Genomic DNA, 17382 nt, shown 5'->3' with positions numbered 1-17382 from the left:
AAGAAATAGATGCGGAAGCTGTTTTTATCGACGGTACAAAAATAGAAGCTAATGCGAATAAGTTTACATTTGTTTGGCGTAAATCTGTTGAAAGATACAGTTCGAACCTGATTGAAAAACGACACTTGGACTCAGTAATAATCGAAGTCCAGCGTCGGTTCTTCTTATCACTTATTTAACCTCTATTAGCTGAAATTTCTGCATATTTTAACACAGCATTTGCATAAAGCTTATTATCATAAATCCTATATGGCCCATTCGGATTCGTCTCTATTAGAAACAAAGTATTATCGTCCCTGATTGTGAATTTTAGCAAGAGTTCACTTATCTTTTGACTTGTCTCATGTTCTAAACCTAAAGCTGTTGATATAGCCAATGAATTTATTTTATCATCTATATCTTTTTCGTCATTATGATACTCCATAAATTCACTTAAACTTTGTCGTGAATAAGTAACTGTTCCATTCAGCTCAACATCTTGCAACTCGGCATGTTTGCTAACTACTGACCACCCGTCATTTCCATCTTTCATTAAATGACAGTGTATTTCCGATATGCTATCACTATTCGATAGGTATTGCTGTACAATATATTTCTTTTCTTCTATAAGATAATTAATGTAATTTCTTAATTGGTTTTCAGTATATAGTGTTATTGTTTTACCATTTAAAACTTCATATTTATTCGCTTCATTTGTCCTAATTGTGTAAGTTAGATTCCTATAGGACATATCTTCTTGCTTCAATTGAACCTGTCCATATTTCTCTAAAAACTGAAAAACATGCAGTGGTCGTTTCACGCTTTGATAAGGTGCCACTATGTCCGATATACTATCATTTTCTTGTAGCAACTCATATATTGTCGAGCGGGACGTGGCATCTGCCACCCATTGATTCGTAAATGGTATATCTTCTAATTCTTCATAAATCATAATCTGTTCTTTGGAAGTACGCATTTTCAAACGATCAATAATGACTGATGGAAATTCAGCTACTTTTTGTACCCATTCATCATTCTCATAGAATAATCCACGAATGAGTCCGAGATCATAGTCTATATCCTTAGGAGTAAATGAATAGAAAGCTAGATTTCTTTCTGCAGCTGTATGAGCTAATTGTATAGAAACTTTGTCATTATTCTGTTGTCCGATTAACATTCCAATGCTTGTTGAATCTTTGTCTTCAGCAATTGGCAATTCAGTGTTTCTCGCTTGAAATTGCCCATTAGCTATAGCTGTTTTGTTGGCCTGACCAACATGCATGACTCCATTTTCGGCGATATATTTTGCATAGCCGATAAAATTAACTGCTCTTTTTTCCTCATGATAAGCAGTTTGTGGTCCATTATTTGCTTCATGCATCCAGATTCTACCTGTATCATCAATTGCAAAATCCAGTCCTAATTCATTTAAAGCTAAACCGTAAAGTTTATCAAGATGTTGTGTGACTTCCATAGAAAGCTCAAGTATTTTCTGCTCGTAGTAGGAACCTTGTTTATTACCGAATTCACGGCGTAAAAAAGCTGGGAAATCGTCAACACGTCCTTCTGTGCTTATATTACTAAGGTTACTCTTTTTATTACCAACTCGTGGATAGATATGAGTAATTTGCCACTTTCCATTATGATCTTTCTGAACATGTGATCTAAAGTGATATGGTTCATCTTCTTTCGTTCTTGTATGGATATAGCGTTGGATGATATAACTTCCTTTTTTGGATAAAATAGTGTTTTTAATAAAGTTTTTAAATTCCTCTTCGTTTAAAATGCGTTCTTTTTTCTGATCTAACATGATGTAGCGGCTTCCTTTTTTAGTAACAAAATAAATATTCTCACCACGGTTACTTCCTAATGCTTTAAAAACCACGTTGTTATTTTTATCCATAAAATGATAGACTTTATCTTCATTTAAACAAACGGTAAATGGCACTAGAAGCTCAGCATACTTTCTGTGCTTTAACATACGCTGCGGCAAAGTGAATTTATTACCAACATGGAACCCTGTAAAAGGAATGAATCTCTGTAACTTTCTTTCTGCTCGTGAACGTCTTCCGGCCCCGACATTATTAATAACGGTAGGAAAAGGGGCAGTGACACGTTTCCATTGATTATTCTGGAAAGTATCGGCTGAAATTTGTTCATTTTCAAAGTCAATGTCTTTAGAAGTGAAGAAATATAATTCCGTGTTTTGATTGTTTGCTTCGTTTAACGTCGCTTGTAGTCGATCTTCTGATAAAAAGTCCTTGGGGTTTCTCCAGCTATGAAACATGCCTATTGAAATAGTTTCTTTAGTCTTTTGATCTCCATGGTCTTCAATAAAGCTTTTATTTAGCTTCACTAGTAGTGGTCGTAATGAGAATTGGATAATTTCCGATACCTTAATGAAACGTCCATTCTCAAGCTCATTGGCAATCAAAACAAGAAACTCCTCTAGCTTTTTAGTATGCTTTTCGTAGTCCTTGTTAGCTGAATTTAATATGTTAGTAACAGCTTGAGATCCTTCAACAATTGAAGTGAAAATATAAATACTTTGATTTAATTCTTTATTCTTGATTAGATTTGAAAAGTGATCAGTTGCTTCTATAAGAGTTTCTAGTATATTTTGAATTTGGAATAATTGCTTTTGATCTATCATATAAAATGCTCCAATCTTTCACATAGTGATTTTAACTCTATATTATATATCGGTTAAAATTGTCAGCTTTGTATAGTTTTCTAGAACCCTAAGTCAATGAATTAAAAACTACCCAAAACCAGTTTTTTTCGTTATAATATATTAATTAACTAAAAGCCATTTATGTTCACGCATAGGATGGCTTTTCTGTATTAATAGATAGAAAGAAGGATGCAGATGAGAAAGGCATTTATTTTCCGGTGGCTGTTCTTTTTTGTTGGTCTCATGATTATGGGGCTGGGTGTTACGTTAACAATTAAAGGTCAGTTGTTTGGTGTTGGATCTTGGGATGTTCTCCATATTGGTTTGTTTAAAAATCTGGGATTATCGATTGGACTTTGGTCGATTATTATGGGGATCCTGATTATTACGATTGCTTCGATTGGCCTACGGGAATTCCCGAAAATTGGTACCTTTATGAACATGATTTGTGTTGGTGTATTCATCGACTTTTTTAATTGGGCTATACCTGATCCATCTACGTTTACTGTGCAGCTTATTGCTTTTATTCTAGGTGTTCTGTTGTTGGCTGCTGGTTGTGGCGTTTATATATCTGCTGATTTAGGTGCAGGGCCGCGAGATACGTTGATGCTTTTAGCAGTGAAAAAGTTTAATTGCAGCATTATGGTTGCACGAACTGTGATGGAGGTCTCTGTCGCGGTAGTCGGTTATTTATTAGGAGGACCGATTGGTATTGGAACTGTTATTATGGCGTTTGGTCTTGGCCCTGTCATTCAAATTGCGTTGGGGTATAGCGAAAAAGTACTTGAGACATTGGTGAATAAGGAGCAGGTGGTTAATTATTAACTCACGATGTCAATTGAATATTATCTATATCCTTGGTTGATTAAAAGTATGATAGAATAATAGAGACTATAATGGGGCGATTGCCCTTTTTTATTTTGCTATTTAATTAAACTTGTTTTTGGAGGAAAAAATGGATCAGAAAACTAATACAACACCACCGATTGCATTACCATTTACTATATCAATCATTGTAATATCTTTTGCGGCAATCTTTGTGAAGTGGTCAAGTGCGCCATCAACAATCTTAAGTATGTACCGCATGTTTATTGCTTGTCTCTTTTTGATTCCTGTTGTGTGGATGAAGAGAGCTGAGTTTAAGAAGATAACTAAGAAAAACTGGCTACTGCTTATTTTTTCTGGTATGTTTTTGGGCACGCATTTCGCGTTATGGTTTAAATCACTTGAATTAACGACGGTTGCCAGCTCGACTATTATTCTGGCATTACAACCAATAGTGGCATTGGCGGGGGGCTTTCTCGTCTATAAGGAAAGAACGACACTTTCTACTATTTTAATTATATGTATTTCTTTTATAGGTGTCGTTTTGGTTGGTTGGGGAGATATTGGCGTTGGTAGGACGGCGATTATTGGTGATGTTTTATCTTTTTTATGTGTTGTTGCGGTTGTTTGTTATCTATTGATTGGACAGAATGCCGTGAAAAAAGTATCTCATTGGGTGTACAGTTTTTGTGTTTTTTTCTTTGCTGGATTGTTTTTAATGATTTTTAATATAATTGCAAGTGTTCCAATGGTCGGCTATCCCGCCCGTGAATGGGGGATTTTTGTCCTGCTTGCTATATTCCCAACCGTTGCTCACCTTATCTATAACTGGCTCTTAAATTATGTGGATTCAACGACGATTTCAATGAGTATTCTAGGGGAACCTGTCGGAGCAACGATTTTGGCAGCTATATTGCTTGGTGAGCAAGTGACTGTATGGCAGTTGATTGGTGGAGTGCTTGTTCTAGTCGGTGTGTTTGTGTTCTTGATGCAACAGAAGAGAAGTATGGTAGGTAGTCAGTAGCTCATTTTTTCATAGATGAGCTATTTTTTTCACCATTAAAGTTTACAATTCTCTAAAACTTTCGTATACTTATAAACAATAATTAAATACGCATTGGTTGAGGTGCAAAGGTCATGAGTAACTTGCGACGTTAAGCTGCAAATAGTCGTAAGTGAAAGGGGACTTTGCCGAAGTGGGATGCTGTTTGCAGATAGCATGTCACTGGATTGTATATTAATAGTGTGCAATCTGTCATTATTCTGATGAATAATGGAGTGCTTCCGCTTGTAGATAGGGTGGATTAAAAACAAGTCGGGATGCTCGGCTTGTTTTTTGTTTGTTAAATCATGTAGTTAGATAAATTCTAAGAAAACAAGGGAAGTGACAGGCGTAAGAAGGGGAGAAAGTTTATGAGTAGCAGTGTACTTAAGTTTGGCGGCTCGAGTGTGAGTAGTTTGGAGAAAGTAAAAAATATTGCGGACTACTTAAAGGGGCGTGTGGAAGAAGGAGAGCAGCTCGTCGTTGTTGTGAGTGCGATGGGGAAGACGACGGATGAGCTCATGGCTCAAGTGGATTCGATTACGGAGTCACCGAATGAACAAGATTTGGCTGTACTCCTGACAACAGGCGAGCAGCAGACGATTTCCTATCTATCTATCATTCTCAATGATCTCGGCGTAAAATCTAAGCCGTTGACAGGCTATCAAGCAGGTATTGAAACCGTCGGGCACCATTTAAAAAGTAAAATATCTAAAATTAATACCGATCTTTTTGAACAACTTTTTGGTACGTATGATGTGTTGATTGTGGCAGGATTTCAAGGATTTAATGGAGATAATGAAATTACGACACTTGGGCGGGGCGGCTCCGATACGACAGCCGTTGCGCTTGCGGCAGCACATCAGTGTCCTTGTGAAATTTATACAGATGTAGCGGGTGTTTATAGTACGGATCCGCGTATTTATTCTGAAGCAAAGCGGCTTGACGTCGTATCGCATGAAGAAATGATGGAAATGAGTGCGCTCGGTTCAGGAGTGCTCGTATCCAGGAGCGTTGAGATTGCAAAAAACTATAACATACCTATCTATCTAGGTAAAACACTATCAGAAGAGAAAGGAACTTGGATTATGACAACAGACATGTTAGAGAAAAAGGCGGTTACAGGGGTGGCGCTTGATGAGGATATGATTCATGTGACATTGAATTACCCTGAAAATGATACACAGCTACTTGATGAATTATTTATTAATTTGGAACAAAAAGAAGTCAATGTCGATATGATTTCGCAAATAGCGAATAATGAAGGTCTTCAACTGTCATTTACAATGAAGGATACAGAGGAGGATCAGATCCAGAAGATTTTCTCACATTTAAAACAAGACTATGCCGATCTTTATTTTAAAATCGAAAACCGTTTTGTTAAAGTATCTGTCATTGGGTCTGGCATGCGCGATATGACAGGTGTGGCTTCGAAAGTGTTTCGCACATTGATTGAATCAGGCATCTCGTTTTACCAAGTCACAACGTCGGAAATTAGTATTTCTTATGTTGTTGATGCGGAAAATGGGGAAGAAGCAGCACGGCTTTTATGTGAGGGGTTTGAACTCTAATCTTTAATTTTTGTAAACAATAGTAATGAAAATAGTGATGCAACGCTTCTTAATTAGGTTAATATGTTTCATTTAAATTGCTGATAAGCGGTAGAGTAGTTTAAAATAAAGTGAGATAAGATTTAATTTAAATTTGACACAGAGGTGCATGATGACTATTGCAATTATTGGCGGTGGGATTGGCGGACTTGCGGCAGCTGTTGGATTACATAAGATTGGGATTAAAGCCCATGTCTATGAACGAGCGAGTTCGTTTAAGCCACTCGGTGCTGGAATCGGAATTGGCAGCAATGTCATGCTTGCCTTGAATAAACTTGGTGTAAGCGAAGATATTTTAAAATCAGGGATGACACTAAAAGAGCAGCGTTTCCTTAATGGGAATTTTAAAGAAATGAATAAGATTGATTTTACATTGTTGAAAAAACGTTTCGGTGAAGAGAATATAACGATTCAGCGTGCAGACTTACACGAGGCTTTATATCGAGCGGTTGATCCGACCTATGTTCATTTCAATAAAAAGTTAGAACATTTTAAGCAAACAAATCAAGAGGTAACACTTCATTTTACAGATGGAACTGAAGTGAGTGTTGATTATGTAATAGCTGCAGATGGCATTCATTCTATTTTCAGGAAAACATTAATGACAAAAAGTAAGCCAAGATATGCTGGATATACTTGTTGGCGCGGGATAACTAAAAATAAAGATGACGTGTCCATGTATCTTTCCTCTGAAGCTTGGTCAAAGGACGGGCGATTTGGTTTCGCACCACTTCATAATGGTGACGTTTATTGGTTCGCTTGCGTAAATGCCAAAGCAAACGACCCTAAATATCATTCTTTGGATAAATCAGGTGTTGCACAACAATTTAAACACTTTTCGTCAACCGTTGAGAGGCTGATTAACGAAACATACGATGATTATTTTTTGCACCATGATATTTATGATATTAAACCTTTATCGACATTTGTTTATAACCGAATTTGTTTGCTTGGAGATGCGGCTCATGCCACGACGCCAAATATGGGGCAAGGGGCAGGTCAGTCGATTGAAGATGCTTATGAATTAATGAACGCGTTAAAGAGTGAAAATACGGTGCAAGATGCATTTAATGTTTATGATAAAAGAAGAGTGGCAAAAACGAAAAAGGTCATTAAACTTTCGCGTCAAATCGGTTGGGCGGCACAATGGGATAATCCATTACTGATTGCTTTTAGGAATACCGTTTTTCCTTTTATACCAAAATCACTCCTTTTTTGGAGGTTAACGTTTTTGTTTAAGTAGATTTCCCGGTCATTAAAGATAAAACATCCGTACCTATAATATAGGTGCGGATTTTTTGTTGCTAATCTCTGAAACTATTAATTTAATAGTTTTGTGTATAATATTAGAATTTATTGGCTAGCCTATCAATATAGCAAACTATTAATTGGAGGCGCTCAATATGAAAAACAGTATAATGATTGGAATTGGTGTTCTTATTTGCTTATTTATATTACCAACAGTTCATGCTCATGCGGACAGTGGTCAATTATACGAAATCGATTCAGAAATAATAGAATTATATGATGAACCAGATCAAAATGCATCCATTTTAACAGAACTAACAAGTGGTGATAAGGTTACTATATTCGAAGAGTCATCTGGTTGGGGTAAGACATTTTTCAAGGGGGAAAAGGCTTGGGTTGAAGTAGATCAACTTAAGCAAGAGGAGAATGTACAAGCAGAGAAAGAAGATGTCGGAAAGCCAGAAGAAAAAGTTAGTGAACTATCAAACATAGATAAAGAGTCTAGTGAATCAGTCGAAGAGGGAAAGTTATACAAGGTTAAAGCAAGTACCGCAAAATTACGCAATGGCCCAGACAAAGATGCATCTATCATCAGCGAATTGCAAGAAGGGGACAAGGTTTCAATATTTGGAGAATCATCTGGTTGGGGAAGAACATTTTATAATGGTGAAGAGGCGTGGATATCTTTAGACGTGCTTGTTGAAAAGAATGCATCAAAAGAGGCGGAGAGCTCAGAAGTAGATGAAGAAAGTGAGACAGAACAAACGACAAAAATGCCAGAAAAGGAAGAAGCAAAAAAAGATCAAAAATCCAAATGGGAATGGGAAGATTTAAAGGAAAGACTTAGCCAAAAAGATGTCGAAAAAGAAGAGTTAGCTAAAAGTAAAGGCAGGAAGGAACGACAAGATACTAAAGAAAATGAGAAAAGTGATGAAACGCTGTCTGGTTATCATGTCGTTATTGACCCGGGTCACGGTGGAAAAGATTCTGGTGCGGTTAATCAAGAAGCAATTGAAAAAGAACTCACACTGTCCACCGCAAAAAAAGTCGAAAAACAATTACGTGAAAAAGGAGCTTCAGTCACATTAACTCGGACGGATGATACATATATTTCATTGGACGAACGGATCCGAATAAGTCATTCAACTGATACCGATGCATTTATTAGCCTGCACTATAATACATTTGAAGATCCACCTGCACGTGGAATTCACACTTTTTATAATGATGGAGATAAAAATCAGAAGTTTGCCGATTCCATCCAAACATCACTGATTAACCACACAAACCTCTCAGATCGTGGAACAAAACAAGCTAACTTTAAAGTGTTAAGAGAAAATAAACAGTTGGCTTTATTAATTGAGCTTGGTTTCATCAGCAATCCAGAGGAACAGAAACTTATCCAAACTGATAACTATCAAGAAAAAGCGGCAAAAGGCATTGTTTCCGGGTTGGAAGAATATCTTAAATAAGGGTTTTGTTATGTAACCTTGGCCAACCCCTTGCTTTCTCTATGTTAATCATTGAGTTTTGATTTGCTGTACAGCTCAATAATTTCAGGATAGATCCTGTATTCTTTTCTGCCTGTTTCAGTCAGATCATAAACACCTCTGCCAACACGTTTGAACCATTTATAATAATTATTATAGAGAATACCGTATGTTCGTTCGCCAGTACTCAGGTCGCGTAGCTCTTTTGCAGACAGTGGCCCTAAATGATCAAGATAATAGGCAATTTGAATACTTTTTTCCTTATAAGCCGTCATGGTCGTGACTTTATTGCTTCCGCCAATATTATGATTGCTTCGTCTATCTTGAGCTTCATTTAATATGCTTTGACGTTTGCGTTTGCTGTGCTGAGTACTACTTTTTCTATCAAATGGACCTGGTTCATGCACGAGTTGGAGATTAGACTTTTTTCCTTCAAAGGAGATGAGGATTAATCCTAATTCTAATCGTCGAACCAGATGCACCATGTCGCGCCATCTCCGTTTTCTAAGGCTCATTTTCGGTCGTTTGATGGCGATATAGACATCTGGCGTGTATCTCTGTCGTTTCGCCGCTTGTGTAAGCACCGTCATATTTAAATTTAATTTTAATTCAACGATAATGAGTTTATCATCTTTAAACGCAACAACATCACAGTCTTTCACTTCAGCTTGAACTTGATAGCCAATTGAGCAAAAGTAGTCTTGTACTGGGGCATATAAATCAGCTTCATAAATTTTATCTTTACTCATCGAGCACCAACCTAGTTTTGATTTACTTAATCTAGAACCTTTGCAATATTTCTTATCAATATAACTTTACTCACTAAAACTTATCTTTGCAATCACAAAATAGAAATCACTTAGACAAAAACCAAGACCTGAACTCGTCTATTTGGTACGCTATACATAACTAAGATGCCTGGATTAAGAGGTGATTTTATCCATAGGTTACTACTTATTTTCGTCGTGATTTTTTATGCTGGTAATATCTTGGTAGGAAGTGACATTAATTCATTACCGCCACTCACGATTGCTTTTTTTCGGTTGTTTGTAGCGACGGTTATTTTATTGCCGTTTGGGATGCGCCAGATAGGAGAATTACGGTTAGCATAGGGCGCTTCAGTTTACTTCAACAACCAATGTTGCAGTATTAGAAGCGTCTATACCCGTTGTTACTGTGATTGCAAGTGCATTTTTATTAAAAGAAAGACTTCGAGTTGTGCAGTGGGCAGGGGTATTAATCTCATTATTAGGTGCTGTTTGGGTTGTGCTTGATGGGCGTCTTTTTCAATTAGCAATGATAGATTGGAATGTTGGAGACGCCATTATGCTTGGAGCGGTCGTGTCTTGGGCTACGTACTCCATTTTGGTCAAAAAATACATGCATCACTTTCCTACGTATGCGACTTTGTTCGTTATGTCCGGGATATCAGTAATTATTCTGTTACCGTTTGTTTCAATAGAGTGGTTTACTTTAGGCATTCCGCCATTATTTGAAGTAAGGCATTTAGCCGGCTTAGTCTATCTAGGTGTCTTTCCGTCAGTCATTGCGCTCATATTTTATAATAAAGCTGTGTCACATCTTGGCGCGTCCCAAGCATCTATCTTTTTGAATTTCCTGCCTGTGGCGACAATGATTGGGGCTTATTTTTGGCTGGAAGAAACAATTACTATGATGCAAATTATAGGTGCAGTGGCTGTTATGGGCGGTGTGCTTTTAACTATGAGGCCTGGAGAAAGGAAGTCATCAGAACGCATCGATCAAACGGGATGATTGTATGAGGAGGTAAGGGGATGAAGGTGGTTATTGTATCTGATACACATATGCCTAAAAGAGGGAATAGTCTTCCGGGGAAACTATTAAAGGAATTGGAAACGGCCGACCATATTATTCATGCTGGGGATTGGTCGACGATAGGAACATATGAAAAGCTCGTATCATATGCTCCGGTGACTGGTGTTCATGGTAATGTAGAAGAAAATGGGATAATGGATAAATTCCCTGATAAACAACTGCTTACACTTAATGGCTATACGATTGGCATTGTTCATGGTCATGGCAGTGGTAAAACGACCGAGAGACGTGCTTTTGATTCATTTATGAATGATGACGTTGATATTATTGTGTTTGGGCATTCTCATATTCCGCTGCTGCGTTATTTTAAAAAACGGTTGCTTATTAATCCGGGTTCACCAACAGATAAACGAACTCATCCCTATTATTCTTTTGTAGTGATGAATCTGGGAGATGAACTTGATGTCAGTCATATATTTTTCAGTGAAAAGCAATAGTCGCAAGTATTTGGTTGTGTTATCATTTAGTTAATATTGATAGGAAAAAGCTATTCAGAATGGGGAGTATATGATATGGAGTTAAGGCAATTAGAATATTTTATGATGATTTGTAAAGAATTACACTTTACACGTGCGGCTGAGAAACTACATATTTCACAACCTTCATTAAGCCAACAAATAAAAAAACTCGAATTTGAGCTGGGAATCCCTCTTTTTGATCGGATTGGTAAAAGCATTGCATTAACTGAAGCAGGGAAAATCATGAAGGCCCATGCTGAAAAAGTATTTTACGAACTTGAGCAAGCGGAGGCTGCGTTGAGAGATTTGAATGGATTACAAAGAGGAAAGCTTAGGATTGGTTCACTCCTGACTTGTGTCAACTATCTCCTTCCACCTGCTATATTGAAATTCAAACGATTATACCCTGATATTGAATTGTCCATATTGGGAATGAAAACAAACGATATTCATAAAGGACTGCTAGAAAATAAATTAGATCTAGGAATCGGTTTTTTACCTATTGAGATAGAAGAACTGGAATACATTCCTTTATATACTGAAGAATTGTCTTTAGCAGTACCATCATATCATCCTTTTGCTAATTTTGAGGAGATTGAACTGAAGATGATTAGCGATGTACCAACTATTTTACTACCTGAAAACTATTTCCTCCGGCAACTTATTGATACTTATTGTGATAATGTTGGTGTTAAGCTTAATCCTGTGCTTGAAATGAGTACAATGGAATCGTTAGTGGAAATGGTAGCAGAAGGTCTCGGTATAACTATTTTACCAACACCGTATCTAGATTTTCTAGATTATACTCGAATAAAAACAGTCAAATTAAATAATCCCACACCGAAAAGAAAGGTTGGATTTATCTATAGAAAAGATAAGTTTATGTGCACGGCGACGAAAACATTTATGGATCAAATTACAGACATCAGTCAGACAATCTATGAGAATAAGCAAGAGGCATAACAAAAATTATGCCTCTTGCTTTATATTGTTAGCCGTTTTTAACATCTTCCATACTAGCGCCATAATTAATATGGTATACTTGGCCATCCACAACTAATGCTGGAACTGATTTCACCCCAGCTTCCTCTGCTTCTCCGATTCTAGAAGCATCATCTCCAAAATGAACAATGTCTAAATCTACCTGTGATTTATCTAAATAGCCAACCATCATTTGTTCTGCATCGACACATACTGGGCATCCAGCATGATAAAAGACTGCTTTTTTCATTTAAAATTCCTCCCTGTGAAATTTGTCTTACATACATAGCGTATAGCGCTTTACGATGAGTATCAATTACATATTTCTTATCATATCCATAGGTTATAACTATCAATTGATAAGTGGATGATTAAGAATAGATATATTGGCCAATAATAATCATAAGTTTTGCCTATCATTAATAAAAATGAGTTCAGGAAGATTGGGCTTGTCGATAGCTTGACACCAACTGATCCTTTCATTATAATAACTAGTAATATTATAAAAACGATGACGAAGGAATAGTAATGAATTCAGTTCAAGTATAGAGAGGCAGTGGATGGTGAAAACTGTTCTTGAACATTTATGAACTCGCCTTTAATTAATGTTGCAAAAGCGAAATAACAGTAGTTTTTGCCGATGCTCCGCGTTAAGGAAACAAGTGAACGTGTTTTTTTACGTTAATTTGGGTGGTACCACGGGAAATATAGCTTCTCGTCCCTTTGTAGGGATGAGAAGCTTTTTTGTATTTAGCTTTTTTATAAAATTGGGGCTGCGACTACCTCTTGTGTCAGCTATATTAACAAGATAACATGCAGAATTTAGCGGAGGAAGAACACTGAGACTCCAGTGGGAGCTGAGGCCAGACGCACCCCCGGAAAGCGTAGTGTTTGTTCCGAAGCGATGGTTCAACATCTATTTTCAAAAGGTTGAGGTTACGATGCGAATTACACTAGAGATTCTTCTTGGATAGGTAGTTCATCAATTGTTTTTTTACATACCAATTATAACTTAGGAGGAAATGAAATGACTTTTAATCATCGAGATATTGAAAAGAAATGGCAAACGTATTGGGAAGACAATAAAACATTTAAAACAGATACATTTTCTGACAAAAACAAAGTTTATGCATTAGATATGTTTCCATATCCATCAGGTGCTGGACTTCATGTTGGGCATCCAGAAGGGTATACGGCAACAGACATTGTCTCACGCATGAATCGGATGCAAGGATATGAAGTGATGCATCCGATGGGGTGGGATGCGTTCGGATTACCGGCTGAACAATACGCTCTTGATACAGGAAATAGTCCAGCTGAATTCACTAAGAAAAACATCGAAACATTCAAGCGTCAAATTCAAGAACTCGGTTTTTCTTATGATTGGGATCGAGAAATTAGTACAACCGACCCACATTATTATAAGTGGACCCAATGGATTTTTACTAAGCTATACGAAAAAGGCCTCGCTTATATTGACGAAGTAGCAGTAAATTGGTGTCCGGCACTTGGAACCGTGCTTGCAAACGAAGAAGTGATTGACGGAAAAAGTGAACGAGGTGGCCATCCCGTTGTTAGAAAACCGATGAAACAATGGATGCTGAAAATTACAGCATATGCTGATCGACTTCTTGAGGATTTAGAAGAGCTTGATTGGCCTGAAAGTTTAAAAGATATGCAACGTAACTGGATTGGACGTTCTGAAGGTGCTGAAATCACCTTTGATATTGGTGGGCACGACGAGAATTTTACGGTTTTCACAACACGACCTGATACTATATTTGGCGCAACATATGCAGTGTTAGCTCCTGAACATCCTTTAGTTAAAAAAATCGTCAGTGAAGAACAACGAAACGACGTGCAAAGTTATATAGAAAAAATCCAAGCGAAATCAGATCTTGAACGAACAGATTTAGCTAAAGAAAAAACAGGTGTCTTTACAGGGGCATATGCTATCAATCCAGCTAACGAAACAAAAATGCCAATTTGGATTGCTGATTATGTTTTAATGTCATACGGAACAGGCTCAATCATGGCTGTTCCTGCTCATGACGATCGAGATTATGAATTCGCGACGACTTTCAATTTACCAATTGTAGAAGTTGTCGAAGGCGGAGATATTTCTAAAGAACCGTATCTTGGAGATGGAAAACATATCAATTCAGACTTTTTAAATGGATTGGGTAAAGAAGAAGCGATTACCAAGGCAATTGAATGGTTAGAAGAAAATAAACAAGGCGATAAAAAAGTAACCTATCGCCTTCGTGACTGGTTATTCTCACGTCAGCGTTACTGGGGAGAGCCGATTCCAATCATTCATTGGGAAGATGGAACCATGACGACTGTGCCGGAAGAAGAACTGCCGCTCACTTTACCAGAGATGGAGAACATAAAACCTTCCGGGACAGGCGAATCGCCACTTGCCAACAGCGATTGGGTACATGTTGTCGATCCTAAAACAGGCATGAAGGGCCGCCGAGAAACAAATACGATGCCGCAATGGGCAGGCAGTTGCTGGTATTATTTACGATTTATTGACCCGCATAATGAGGAAGCTTTAGCCGATCGAGAAGCATTGAAAAAATGGTTACCTGTTAACCTTTATATCGGTGGCGCTGAACACGCAGTACTTCATCTACTATACGCTCGGTTCTGGCATAAATTTTTATACGATATCGGAGTTGTGCCAACAAAAGAGCCGTTCCAAAAGCTGTTTAACCAAGGAATGATTCTTGGAGAAGGCAATGAGAAAATGAGCAAGTCGAAAGGAAATGTGGTTAACCCAGATGATATCGTGGCGACTCACGGAGCAGACACATTAAGACTGTATGAAATGTTTATGGGACCGCTTGACGCTGATGTGGCTTGGTCAACTACGGGACTGGATGGTTCAAGAAGATTTTTAGATCGTGTTTGGCGCCTATTTATTAATGAAGAAGGTGTCTTGTCTGATAAAATTGTTAATTCAGCAGAAGATACACCACTTACCCGCGTGTATCACGAAACAGTCAAAAAAGTAACGAAGGATTTTGATAACCTCCACTTTAATACAGCTATTTCTCAAATGATGGTCTTTATTAACGAAGGATATAAAGCGTCTGAAATACCGAAAGATTTTGTAGAAGGGTTTGTGAAATTACTTTCTCCAATCGCTCCGCATATTTGTGAAGAACTATGGATGCTTTTAGGTCACTCAGAAACAATCAGCTATCAGCCATGGCCTAAATATGATGAAACGAAATTAGTGGAAGAAGAAGTCGAAATTGCCATCCAAGTAATGGGTAAAGTGCGTGAAAAAGTTAATGTACCGCGCGATATGGGAAAAGAAGAGTTAGAAAAGCACGCTTTGGAAAATGAAAAGATACAAGAATGGATTGAAGGAAAAACAGTACGCAAAGTCATTGTGGTTCCAGGTAAACTGGTGAATATTGTAGCAAACTAATATTAAAGGGTCTTCCGCGTGTTGGAAGACCCTTTTTTTAACAGGGGAAAATATATAAACATAGGATGAGGAGGAGTGAATCCAACATTAAATCGATGCTTTATTAGTCAGCAGATTGCCAATCTGTCTGAAGAATAATCCATTTATCATTCTCATGGTACCATGTAGTTTCGATGAAACCGAGTTCATCTTCGTCATGAGCTCCATGGATCGGTTGATAGCTTTTTAATCCATAACCTTTGCTTTTACTAATTAAAACAGATTCCATTGAAGAAATAGGATTGATTATTAGTGATTTGTTCTTTAATAAGTGACCTTCGTTATCAAAAATATCTAAATGACTGTACTCTTCTGCCTTGTTATTTAGATCCAGGATAACAGGATCAGAATTTGGTACGAGCGATAGTTCGGCTTGGAAGCCATCAATGAATTGTCCGCTGACCTGCTGGTTTGGCAGTTTGACTTTATTTACTTCGCTTCCTTGAATCGTATGTAAAGCATAAACATACGAATCTTCACCCTCGCCTGTTTTTCTTTTGAATAAAAGATCATTCACACCGTTATGAGTAAAATCTAAAATATCAATTTCAGGATGATAGCCACCATCAAAATGTATTTTCCATGTTTGGTTATGCTGTGATTTAATCACGACATAAATATCTTTATAAAAATTTGAATCGGATGCTAAGGGAGTACCGTACAAATTAATTCTTTCTTTGATTCCATCACCGGTCACATCTTCTTCATATTCTTTAACAACAACCGGCTCTGGGATTTCATCAGCTCTTATTATAGCAACATTTAATATAGGTATAAGAAATAAAGTTAGTGATAATATGAATAGATAGGCAACTTTTTTCATCGAATCCCTCTTTAATTTAGTGGTAAGAATATTTTGTGCCCGGAACTTGAATCTTATACTTGATAATATTAAAATGAACAAACAATACTAAGAAGTAAACCTTAACAGTAAATTTCCTTATATAGAAGAGGAGTAAAAATATGAATAATAATATAGATGAAATTCAACCGAACAAAGTAGAGGAACTGCTGAAAAATAACGGAGATGTAGCTGTTCTCGATGTTAGGGAAGATGAAGAGGTCGCTACGGGTATGATAGAAGCTTCAATCCATATACCCTTAGCAAATATTCCATATAACATGGACAAACTCTCGAAAGATAAACATTATATTGCTGTTTGTCGTTCAGGATCCAGAAGTAATATGGCAGCGGCTTATTTGCGGGAACATGGATTTAAAGTCACCAATATGGCAGGAGGTATGCTAGAATGGGACGGAGAAATTATCATTTAATCGGGTCTGTTTAAAAGAACAAATTTGAGCATATCGAATAAATCAAGAGATGTGGAAAGAAATAACTATAAAAAGGCATTGACCTTTAACCGATATAGGAGTATTATTAAACTCGTTGCTTGTCTGGTAGGATAAGCGATTAAATGTTGTTTTACTAATAGAACCCAACTAATTAGGAAGTGGATTTACCCTGGTTGGAATCTAATTTTTAGATTAAACAACTGATTGACAAAACCTATTAAAAATGCTAGTATAAAATATACAGTTAACAAGACGAAGTTGAAAAGAAGTCCTTAACGTTAAAAACTTTAAAAAGGCAGTTGACAAAGTCTTGCTGACATGTTAAATTAATAAAGTCGCTAATTTGAGCGACGAAAGATTTGCTCTTTGAAAACTGAACAGAACAACCAGTATGTCAGGAGAAATTAAGTTTCTTCTATAAAACTCAAAAGGGTAACCTTTTGA

General features: G+C 37.1%; 15 protein-coding genes, 1 riboswitch and 1 other annotated feature. Of the genes, 11 read left to right on the top strand and 4 right to left on the bottom strand.

What is annotated here, in order from left to right:
- Positions 1 to 175 precede the first annotated feature (175 nt).
- On the bottom strand, positions 176 to 2632 hold the full coding sequence (locus KQI49_RS18035; protein ID WP_216490963.1) for a YheC/YheD family protein: 2457 nt from the start codon (positions 2630 to 2632) through the stop codon (positions 176 to 178).
- 216 nt (positions 2633 to 2848) lie between these two features.
- Here KQI49_RS18035 and KQI49_RS18030 point away from each other — a divergent pair, with 216 nt between their 5' ends.
- The 5 genes from KQI49_RS18030 to KQI49_RS18010 all read left to right on the top strand — a co-directional run bounded on the left by KQI49_RS18030 (position 2849) and on the right by KQI49_RS18010 (position 8850).
- Positions 2849 to 3478 (top strand): YczE/YyaS/YitT family protein, encoded by a 630-nt coding sequence (locus tag KQI49_RS18030; RefSeq protein ID WP_216490962.1) that lies wholly within the window; start codon positions 2849 to 2851, stop codon positions 3476 to 3478.
- A gap of 130 nt (positions 3479 to 3608) precedes the next feature.
- Entirely contained in the window at positions 3609 to 4502 is an 894-nt protein-coding gene (locus KQI49_RS18025) for a DMT family transporter (protein ID WP_216490961.1), read from the top strand.
- An 89-nt stretch (positions 4503 to 4591) separates the two neighbouring features.
- Positions 4592 to 4770: riboswitch (Lysine riboswitch) on the top strand.
- Positions 4771 to 4891: 121 nt separating this feature from the next.
- Positions 4892 to 6091, top strand: coding sequence for an aspartate kinase (locus KQI49_RS18020; RefSeq protein WP_216490960.1), 1200 nt, complete (start codon positions 4892 to 4894; stop codon positions 6089 to 6091).
- A 151-nt stretch (positions 6092 to 6242) separates the two neighbouring features.
- Positions 6243 to 7373, top strand: a complete 1131-nt coding sequence (locus tag KQI49_RS18015; protein WP_216490959.1) for an FAD-dependent monooxygenase — start codon at positions 6243 to 6245, stop codon at positions 7371 to 7373.
- 160 nt (positions 7374 to 7533) lie between these two features.
- Complete coding sequence (locus tag KQI49_RS18010) at positions 7534 to 8850, top strand: N-acetylmuramoyl-L-alanine amidase family protein (RefSeq protein ID WP_216490958.1); 1317 nt, start codon at positions 7534 to 7536, stop codon at positions 8848 to 8850.
- 44 nt (positions 8851 to 8894) lie between these two features.
- Here KQI49_RS18010 and KQI49_RS18005 read toward each other — a convergent pair whose 3' ends face one another.
- On the bottom strand, positions 8895 to 9617 hold the full coding sequence (locus KQI49_RS18005) for a DUF2161 family putative PD-(D/E)XK-type phosphodiesterase (RefSeq protein ID WP_216490957.1): 723 nt from the start codon (positions 9615 to 9617) through the stop codon (positions 8895 to 8897).
- A 165-nt stretch (positions 9618 to 9782) separates the two neighbouring features.
- Here KQI49_RS18005 and KQI49_RS18985 point away from each other — a divergent pair, with 165 nt between their 5' ends.
- From KQI49_RS18985 to KQI49_RS17990, 4 genes are all read left to right on the top strand, one after another.
- Positions 9783 to 9980: an EamA family transporter gene (locus KQI49_RS18985; protein ID WP_483887808.1), complete on the top strand. Its 198-nt coding sequence runs from the start codon at positions 9783 to 9785 to the stop codon at positions 9978 to 9980.
- 49 nt (positions 9981 to 10029) lie between these two features.
- Complete coding sequence (locus KQI49_RS18965; RefSeq protein WP_371817605.1) at positions 10030 to 10641, top strand: DMT family transporter; 612 nt, start codon at positions 10030 to 10032, stop codon at positions 10639 to 10641.
- Between the two features lie 20 nt (positions 10642 to 10661).
- Positions 10662 to 11159, top strand: coding sequence for a metallophosphoesterase family protein (locus KQI49_RS17995; RefSeq protein ID WP_216490956.1), 498 nt, complete (start codon positions 10662 to 10664; stop codon positions 11157 to 11159).
- A gap of 75 nt (positions 11160 to 11234) precedes the next feature.
- Positions 11235 to 12143 (top strand): LysR family transcriptional regulator, encoded by a 909-nt coding sequence (locus tag KQI49_RS17990; protein ID WP_216490955.1) that lies wholly within the window; start codon positions 11235 to 11237, stop codon positions 12141 to 12143.
- 28 nt (positions 12144 to 12171) lie between these two features.
- Here KQI49_RS17990 and KQI49_RS17985 read toward each other — a convergent pair whose 3' ends face one another.
- Complete coding sequence (locus KQI49_RS17985; protein ID WP_216490954.1) at positions 12172 to 12411, bottom strand: thioredoxin family protein; 240 nt, start codon at positions 12409 to 12411, stop codon at positions 12172 to 12174.
- A 252-nt stretch (positions 12412 to 12663) separates the two neighbouring features.
- Positions 12664 to 12887 (top strand) — a binding site (T-box leader).
- 301 nt (positions 12888 to 13188) lie between these two features.
- Between KQI49_RS17985 and leuS the strand changes: the two genes are divergently transcribed.
- Positions 13189 to 15603 carry a leucine--tRNA ligase gene (leuS, locus tag KQI49_RS17980; protein ID WP_216490953.1) on the top strand — a complete coding sequence of 805 codons (2415 nt, stop codon included), beginning with the start codon at positions 13189 to 13191 and terminating at the stop codon, positions 15601 to 15603.
- A 103-nt stretch (positions 15604 to 15706) separates the two neighbouring features.
- Here the strand turns inward: leuS and KQI49_RS17975 are convergent, their stop codons facing one another.
- Complete coding sequence (locus KQI49_RS17975; RefSeq protein WP_216490952.1) at positions 15707 to 16465, bottom strand: hypothetical protein; 759 nt, start codon at positions 16463 to 16465, stop codon at positions 15707 to 15709.
- Positions 16466 to 16605: 140 nt separating this feature from the next.
- On the opposite strand from KQI49_RS17975, the gene KQI49_RS17970 reads away from it, so the two are divergent.
- The gene (locus KQI49_RS17970; protein ID WP_216490951.1) at positions 16606 to 16917 is read left to right on the top strand and encodes a rhodanese-like domain-containing protein; all 312 of its coding nucleotides are present in this window, start codon (positions 16606 to 16608) and stop codon (positions 16915 to 16917) included.
- Positions 16918 to 17382 lie beyond the last annotated feature (465 nt).

The sequence above is a fragment of the Virgibacillus sp. MSJ-26 genome (genome assembly GCF_018918075.1).
Taxonomy (GTDB): Bacteria; Bacillota; Bacilli; order Bacillales; family Amphibacillaceae; genus MSJ-26.
This window is presented reverse-complemented; position numbering and strand designations above follow the sequence as displayed.

Bases quoted from the DNA above. Each gene is read 5' to 3' on its own strand.
- KQI49_RS18035 (WP_216490963.1), bottom strand. From the start codon at position 2,632: ATGATAGATCAAAAGCAATTATTCCAAATTCAAAATATACTAGAAACT.
- KQI49_RS18030 (WP_216490962.1), top strand. From the start codon at position 2,849: ATGAGAAAGGCATTTATTTTCCGGTGGCTGTTCTTTTTTGTTGGTCTC.
- KQI49_RS18025 (WP_216490961.1), top strand. From the start codon at position 3,609: ATGGATCAGAAAACTAATACAACACCACCGATTGCATTACCATTTACT.
- KQI49_RS18020 (WP_216490960.1), top strand. From the start codon at position 4,892: ATGAGTAGCAGTGTACTTAAGTTTGGCGGCTCGAGTGTGAGTAGTTTG.
- KQI49_RS18015 (WP_216490959.1), top strand. From the start codon at position 6,243: ATGACTATTGCAATTATTGGCGGTGGGATTGGCGGACTTGCGGCAGCT.
- KQI49_RS18010 (WP_216490958.1), top strand. From the start codon at position 7,534: ATGAAAAACAGTATAATGATTGGAATTGGTGTTCTTATTTGCTTATTT.
- KQI49_RS18005 (WP_216490957.1), bottom strand. From the start codon at position 9,617: ATGAGTAAAGATAAAATTTATGAAGCTGATTTATATGCCCCAGTACAA.
- KQI49_RS18985 (WP_483887808.1), top strand. From the start codon at position 9,783: ATGCCTGGATTAAGAGGTGATTTTATCCATAGGTTACTACTTATTTTC.
- KQI49_RS17995 (WP_216490956.1), top strand. From the start codon at position 10,662: ATGAAGGTGGTTATTGTATCTGATACACATATGCCTAAAAGAGGGAAT.
- KQI49_RS17990 (WP_216490955.1), top strand. From the start codon at position 11,235: ATGGAGTTAAGGCAATTAGAATATTTTATGATGATTTGTAAAGAATTA.
- KQI49_RS17985 (WP_216490954.1), bottom strand. From the start codon at position 12,411: ATGAAAAAAGCAGTCTTTTATCATGCTGGATGCCCAGTATGTGTCGAT.
- leuS (WP_216490953.1), top strand. From the start codon at position 13,189: ATGACTTTTAATCATCGAGATATTGAAAAGAAATGGCAAACGTATTGG.
- KQI49_RS17975 (WP_216490952.1), bottom strand. From the start codon at position 16,465: ATGAAAAAAGTTGCCTATCTATTCATATTATCACTAACTTTATTTCTT.
- KQI49_RS17970 (WP_216490951.1), top strand. From the start codon at position 16,606: ATGAATAATAATATAGATGAAATTCAACCGAACAAAGTAGAGGAACTG.